Source organism: Bradyrhizobium sp. UFLA05-109, from assembly GCF_054185165.1.
On the sequence record NZ_JBBIAR010000138.1, the window covers coordinates 1 to 5,878 of the forward strand.

At 62.4% G+C, this 5,878-nt stretch carries 5 protein-coding genes; 1 reads left to right on the plus strand and 4 read right to left on the minus strand.

What is annotated here, in order from left to right:
• Positions 1-35 precede the first annotated feature (35 nt).
• Positions 36-1,037, minus strand: coding sequence for a DctP family TRAP transporter solute-binding subunit (locus Q3C01_RS44460; RefSeq protein WP_458151664.1), 1,002 nt, complete (start codon positions 1,035-1,037; stop codon positions 36-38).
• Positions 1,038-1,234: 197 nt separating this feature from the next.
• Positions 1,235-2,005 (minus strand): methyltransferase domain-containing protein, encoded by a 771-nt coding sequence (locus tag Q3C01_RS44465; RefSeq protein WP_458151665.1) that lies wholly within the window; start codon positions 2,003-2,005, stop codon positions 1,235-1,237.
• A 139-nt stretch (positions 2,006-2,144) separates the two neighbouring features.
• On the opposite strand from Q3C01_RS44465, the gene Q3C01_RS44470 reads away from it, so the two are divergent.
• Entirely contained in the window at positions 2,145-2,888 is a 744-nt protein-coding gene (locus Q3C01_RS44470; RefSeq protein ID WP_458151668.1) for an SDR family NAD(P)-dependent oxidoreductase, read from the plus strand.
• Between the two features lie 214 nt (positions 2,889-3,102).
• On the opposite strand, the gene Q3C01_RS44475 is transcribed toward Q3C01_RS44470, so the two are convergent.
• The gene (locus tag Q3C01_RS44475; RefSeq protein ID WP_458151666.1) at positions 3,103-5,067 is read right to left on the minus strand and encodes a sigma-54-dependent Fis family transcriptional regulator; all 1,965 of its coding nucleotides are present in this window, start codon (positions 5,065-5,067) and stop codon (positions 3,103-3,105) included.
• A gap of 219 nt (positions 5,068-5,286) precedes the next feature.
• The coding region (locus Q3C01_RS44480; protein WP_458151667.1) for a serine hydrolase at positions 5,287-5,878 on the minus strand (592 nt) is incomplete at its 5' end.

Below are 5,878 nucleotides of genomic sequence, written 5' to 3' on the forward strand. Positions count from 1 at the left end.
CGACCGTTCTTGATGTTGTTCTACGCCAGGCCGCGTCAGTTCATCTTGACGTCGAGTTCCTTGGCGACGAGATCGAGCACCTCCTGCCCGACCCGGCCCTTGGCCCATTTATACGTCGGCTGCATCGCCTCCTGCCACGCCTTGCGGTCGGCATCGGAGAGATAATGCAGCGTGGTCTTGCCCGACTTCTTGATCTCCGCGAGCGCGTCCTCGTTCTCCTGGCGCGCGATCGAGTTGGTGTAGTCGGTCGCCTCCGCCATCGCCTTCTCGAGCTGGGTGCGGATATCCGGCGGCAGGCCGGCCCAGAATTTCAAGTTGACGATCACGGCGTATTGCAGATGCGCGTGATAGGACACGGTGATGTCCTTCTGCACCTCGTAGAACTTCTGCGTCAGATAGTTCGAGGCCGTATTCTCGCAGCCATCGACGACGCCGGTCTGCAACGCCTGATAGACTTCGGAGAACGCCATGATCTGCGGGATCGAGCCGACGAGGCGGAAATACTGGTCGGCGATTTTCGAGCCGGAGATACGGAACTTCAGCCCCTGGAAATCCGCGGGCTTCATCAGCGGACGGTTGGAGGACACCATGTGGAAGCCGTTGTCCCAATAGGCGAGCCCGGTGATGCCCTTGGCCTCGAGCTTCTGGAACAGCCACTTGCCGACTGTGCCCTTCATGGCGGCGGCATAGGTCTCGTCGTCCTTGAACAGCCAGGGAAGATCGAGCGCCTCGAACTCCTTCACCCCGAGCGGCGCGAATTTCGCGGTCGAGGGCGCGAGCATCTGCACGGAACCGAGCTGGAGCGCCTCGATCTCCTCCTTGTCCTTGTAGAGTGAGGAGTTCGGATAGACCTCGATCTTGACCTTTCCGTCGGTGTATTTCTCGGCGAGCTCCTTGAACTTGAGCGCACCCTTGCCCTTGGGCGTATCGTTGGCGACGACGTGGCTGAACTTGATGACGATCGGGCTCTGGGCCTGCACCGCGGCAGGCGCCAATACAAGCGCGGCCGCAGCGGCCGCAAGCAGCAGTTTGCGCATTAAGTACCTCCCAACAACCTCTAAAGCCGGTTCTTTTTTGTTTTCCGACTTCAGTAGTGGCAGCAAACCACCAGGCGAACAACTAGACCTAAGCCCAATCTGCCGCAGCCAAATCGCCTTGACGGCTCTTGTATACGCAAGTTTGCGCCCGCTCCAGCCCTGGCGGGCGAGCGCTTATGTCGCATCCGTGAGGGAAGTTAACCCTTGCGCTGGGCGACGATGAACAGCCGGCGGAACGGAAACAACGTCTGCCCTGCCGCATTCTTCGGGTAAGCCTTTGCGACGCGCAACCCATAGGCGGCCTCGAAGGCGGCCTTCTCCTCGCCCTGCAAGACGTCGAGATAGCGCGTCAGCCAGGTGCCCTTGGTCCACTCCTTCACGGGATTGTCGCCTTCCAGGACCTGGAGATATTCGGTCTCCCAGATGTCGATGTTCTGCGACAGGGGCGCAAGAAGGTCGTGATAGAACGCAGGCCCCTCGACCGGCGGCGGTGTGACGAGATGCTCGACCTTGGCCCGCCACGGTCCGTCCAGCGCGGTCTCGCCAATCAGGACGTGTGAGGGTGCGGTAAAATTGCGCGGCATCTGCACCGCAAGCATGCCGCCGGGCGTGACCTTTTCCATCACCGAGGGAAACAGTGCCGCATGATTGGGCAGCCAGTGCAGTGCGGCATTGGAATAGATCAGGTCATATTGCCTGGCCGGGCGCCAATGGCCGAGATCCTCATGCGACCATTCCACCTCCGGCGCAGCCTTGCGGCCTGCGGCAACCATCTCGGCCGAACCCTCGACGCCGGTGACGGCAGCATTCGGCCAGCGTTCCTTGATGAGCTTTGTGACGTTGCCCGCGCCGGCACCGAGATCGGCAATATCGGAGACGGCAAAATCCGGGATGCGCATCAAGAGATCGACCGCGGGCCGGAGCCTGTGGCCGGAGAATTTCAGATATTGCTGCGGATCCCACACCATGTTCGCGAACCTGTTTTTCGTGTTTCCTTCGCCTTGGCTCTTCGTTACCACTGCTCGTCCCGGTCGGGCAAATCGCCCCGGGACAGGGGTTGGAAACGAATCCTAAGCACAACAAAAGCAAACAAGAGAGCGTGTGACCATGGACCTCGGGCTCAAGTCGAAAACCGCAGTCGTCACCGGAGCGAGCATCGGCATCGGCCGCGCTATCGCCAAGGGCTTGGCAAATGAAGGCGTGCGCGTGGTGGCGGTGGCGCGGCGCAAGGATCTGCTCGACCAGCTCGTGCAGGAGACAGGCGCCGGACTGATTACGCCATTCGAGCAGGACGTCATGGCGAACGACGCCTCCGAGCGGCTGGCCGCCTTTGCGCTGAAGGAGCTCGGCCAGGTCGACATCCTCGTCAACAATGCCGGCGGCAGCCGTCCGCTGCCGGTCGATGCGCCCGACAGCAAATGGGACGAGGCGATCGAACTGAACTTCAACAGCTACCGCCGCATCGCGCATGCGCTCTTGCCGCAGATGATGGAGCGCAATTGGGGCCGCATCATCAACATCACCGGCAAGTCCGAGCCGGAGGGGCTCAACGCCGCTTTCGCCGCCAAGGCCGCCGTGCACGCCTGGGCCAAGGGCCTGTCGCGCGAGATCGGCAAGCACGGCATCACCGTCAACTGCATCCCGCCCGGCCGCATCATGAGCGAGCAGATCCGCCGCAACTATGCGCCCGATTATCGCGAACGTTTTGCGGAAGAGGAGATCCCGGTCGGCTATTGGGGCGAGCCGGAGGACCTTGCCGCCCTCGCCGTGTTTCTGGCGTCACCCGTGGCGCGCTACATCACGGGCACGGTGATCCCGGTGGACGGAGGCCTGCGGCGGTATCAGTTCTGATCGCTGAGCGCGCCACCTGCCGCCGCGGAAACGGTGAGCTCTCCCGCAAAAATCGAAAAACAACCCCATGCAAAGTAGAAGCGGGGTGGCCGGAGACTTGTTGCCCCTCTGCGCCACATTTGACACGTCGGGCAAATCACCGGCAATCGGCGATCATTGCACTATCTTGGAGTAAGCAGCGGTCGCAGTCGCTTTCGCGGATGTTGCGACGGTGTCAGCGCGGAAGGTTCGCGGAGCCCGGGTCGAAGCGGATGTTGTAACGGTGCAGCTTCGCATAGACGGTGCTTTTGGCGAGACCGAGTGCGGACGCGGTCGCCGTCACGTTGCCGCTACACGACCGCAGCGTACGCGATATCAAGTCACGTTCGGCTGACTCGGCCAGCGACAGACCCGGCTCGCGCGCATCTTCCGTCCGTCGGATGACGTCAGGCAGATCCGACGGCTCGATCGGATCCCCGCTACTGGTCAGCATCAGACTCTCGATCAGGTTGCGGAGTTCGCGGACGTTGCCGGGCCAGTCGTAGCGACGCAGGCACGCGAGCACCTCCGGCGCAAACCGGCGATCGGCAAGGCCGTAGCGCGATTTTGCCTGCGCGACGAAATGTTCGACCAGCAGCGGAATGTCACCGCAGCGCTCCCGCAGCGGCGGTATAACGACGGGCACGACGGCCAGCCGGTAGTACAGATCCTTGCGGAAACGCTGTGCGTCCATCTCGGCTTGCAGATCGCGGTTGGTCGCGGCGACGAGGCGAAAGTCCACCTTGCGCGCCACTGTGTCGCCGACCCTGCTGATCTCGCCATTCTCCAGAGCCCGCAGCAACATGGGCTGGAGATCGAGCGGCAATTCGCCGATTTCGTCGAGGAAAAGGGTGCCGCGGGACGCGGCCTCGATCTTTCCAGTCATCCCGCCGCGCCGCGCGCCAGTGAACGCACCGTCGACATAGCCGAAGAGTTCGCTCGCCAGCAGCTCGCGCGAGATGGAGCCACAGTTCACGACAACCAGTGGGCCGCTTCGGCGTGGGGACGCAGAATGAATGGCTTGAGCGAAAACCTCCTTGCCGACACCGGTCTCACCAAGCAGCAGGACAGGAGCCGCGGTCGTGCCGACACGATGGCATTTTTCGACGACGGCGTGCATTTTTGAGTCCGTAAAGATGATGTTGGTGAAGGCCCTGGCATCACCTTGGGCGGGCGGCAAAACGGCCCTGCTCGAAACCGCCGGCTTCGGCGCCACCATGACAGTTCCCAGATGTTCGCCCTGATACGCCACCGGTCTCAACCATTCCTCCCTGATCCAGGCTGGGCGCGTATTGCTCCAGGACCGATCGTCGCGGCGCCCAAGGAGCGGAAAATTCGACTGGCTGTGCGGCGCGCCGAGGTCGCGCAAGATCTGCCCCATTTCGCCGTTCGCCTTGAAGGGTCGTCCCGCACTGTCGAACAGCACGGCGTGATGGCGGTCCGAAGGAGGCAGCATCCAGAAGCATTGGTCGAGAAGCCGGTAACGGGCGTCCAGCTCCATCTGGAGCAACTGGGCCTCGATGCGCGCAGCCGCCGAGATCGCCAATGCGAGTGCCTGACGTCCGTAGGAATCGGATAGCCCCGAAATATCGATGGCTCCGATCACTGCGCCATCGATGGGATCGCGGATGACGGAGGCCGAGCAGGTCCAGCGCTGGATCCCTGAGCAGAAATGTTCGGTGGCATGCACCTGAATGGCCTGACCGGTTTCCAGCGCCGTGCCGATCGCGTTGGTGCCGCAGGTCGCTTCGCTCCAATTGCTGCCGGGCAACAGGTGAGTCTTCTCCACCGCATTGCGCAAGGCGATCCTGGTGTCGCCCTCCAGACGCAACACGATGCCATCGACATCGGTCAGCACCATCACCGTGCCGGTTTCGAGCATGTAGTCGCGCGCCAGTGCCATCGTCGACGCGCCGGCATGGACCAGGCGGGTGCGATTGTCGAGCAGGCGCCGCAGCCGCTCCTCATTCATCGGCAGTGGAGCCTGGCTGCGTCGGTAATCCACGGCCGACTTCTGGCTCCGCCGCCAGGAATCGTTGATCGCGGGCCGAACCACCTGCCCGCCAGCGCCGGTCCCGGACAGGAAATGCTCCCAGCTCGTCAGGACGGCGCGCTCAATACCTGGATTCGCAAAAGCTTCCTCTGGCGTCTGCCCCAACACGCTTCCTCCTTTGACGCGCTGAGTGGTCCAAGAGTCTTCTTGTCTTGGTGAGTCTTGTTGTTTTGTCGGACCCGGGATTTTGTCGGCTGATTTTGAAACCATTCCGTGCCAACGCGCAACTGATATGGGGATCGCGGCGCAACTTTGGCGCGCCTTCGACCGCACTGCAAAAGTGAAGCCGGAGGCGCACCGATCATTGTGGCCTATTCCAGATCATGCTCAGGCTGCCTTGCGCCGGTGCAGGGTGTCATAGAAGGCCGTCTCGAAGCGCATATATCCGGTGAACGAAGCCGGATCGCCAAATGGCAGGATCTGGGTCGCCCAATAGCCGCCGAAGCCGTTCTGCCGGTCGATCCAGTAGAACAGGTTCGCAAGCCCGGCCCAGCCGAGCGCGCCTGCGGGGCGGCCCGTCGGGGCCTCCTCGTCATTGACCATGAAGGTGAACGACCAGGATTTCGACTGGCCCGGGAAGAACTCGGCATCGTTGGAGAGCGACTTGATCACCCCCGGTAGCGCCGTGACCTTGAGATCGCCGAGATGGTTCTTTTCCGCCATCGTCACGGTCTCCGCCTTGAGCACCCGGCCGTGCGGGCCGTTCCCGTCGTTCAACCACATCCGAATGAAGCGCATGTAGTCGCCGACCGTGCTGTAGAGGCCGTGCCCGCCCATATGGACCTCAGGGCTCGCCGGCAATTCGAAGTCCATCGACGTGAGCGAGCCGTCAGCGTTACGAGCGTGCACACCGGCGAGCTTGCCGCGCACGGCATCGTTGATCTCGAACGTCGTGTTCGCCATTCCGAGCGGCTTGAAG

What these genes read in the sequence shown, in the direction of transcription:
- Q3C01_RS44460 (WP_458151664.1), bottom strand. Translation starts at nt 1,037, where the DNA reads ATGCGCAAACTGCTGCTTGCGGCCGCTGCGGCCGCGCTTGTATTGGCG.
- Q3C01_RS44470 (WP_458151668.1), top strand. Translation starts at nt 2,145, where the DNA reads ATGGACCTCGGGCTCAAGTCGAAAACCGCAGTCGTCACCGGAGCGAGC.
- Q3C01_RS44465 (WP_458151665.1), bottom strand. Translation starts at nt 2,005, where the DNA reads ATGGTGTGGGATCCGCAGCAATATCTGAAATTCTCCGGCCACAGGCTC.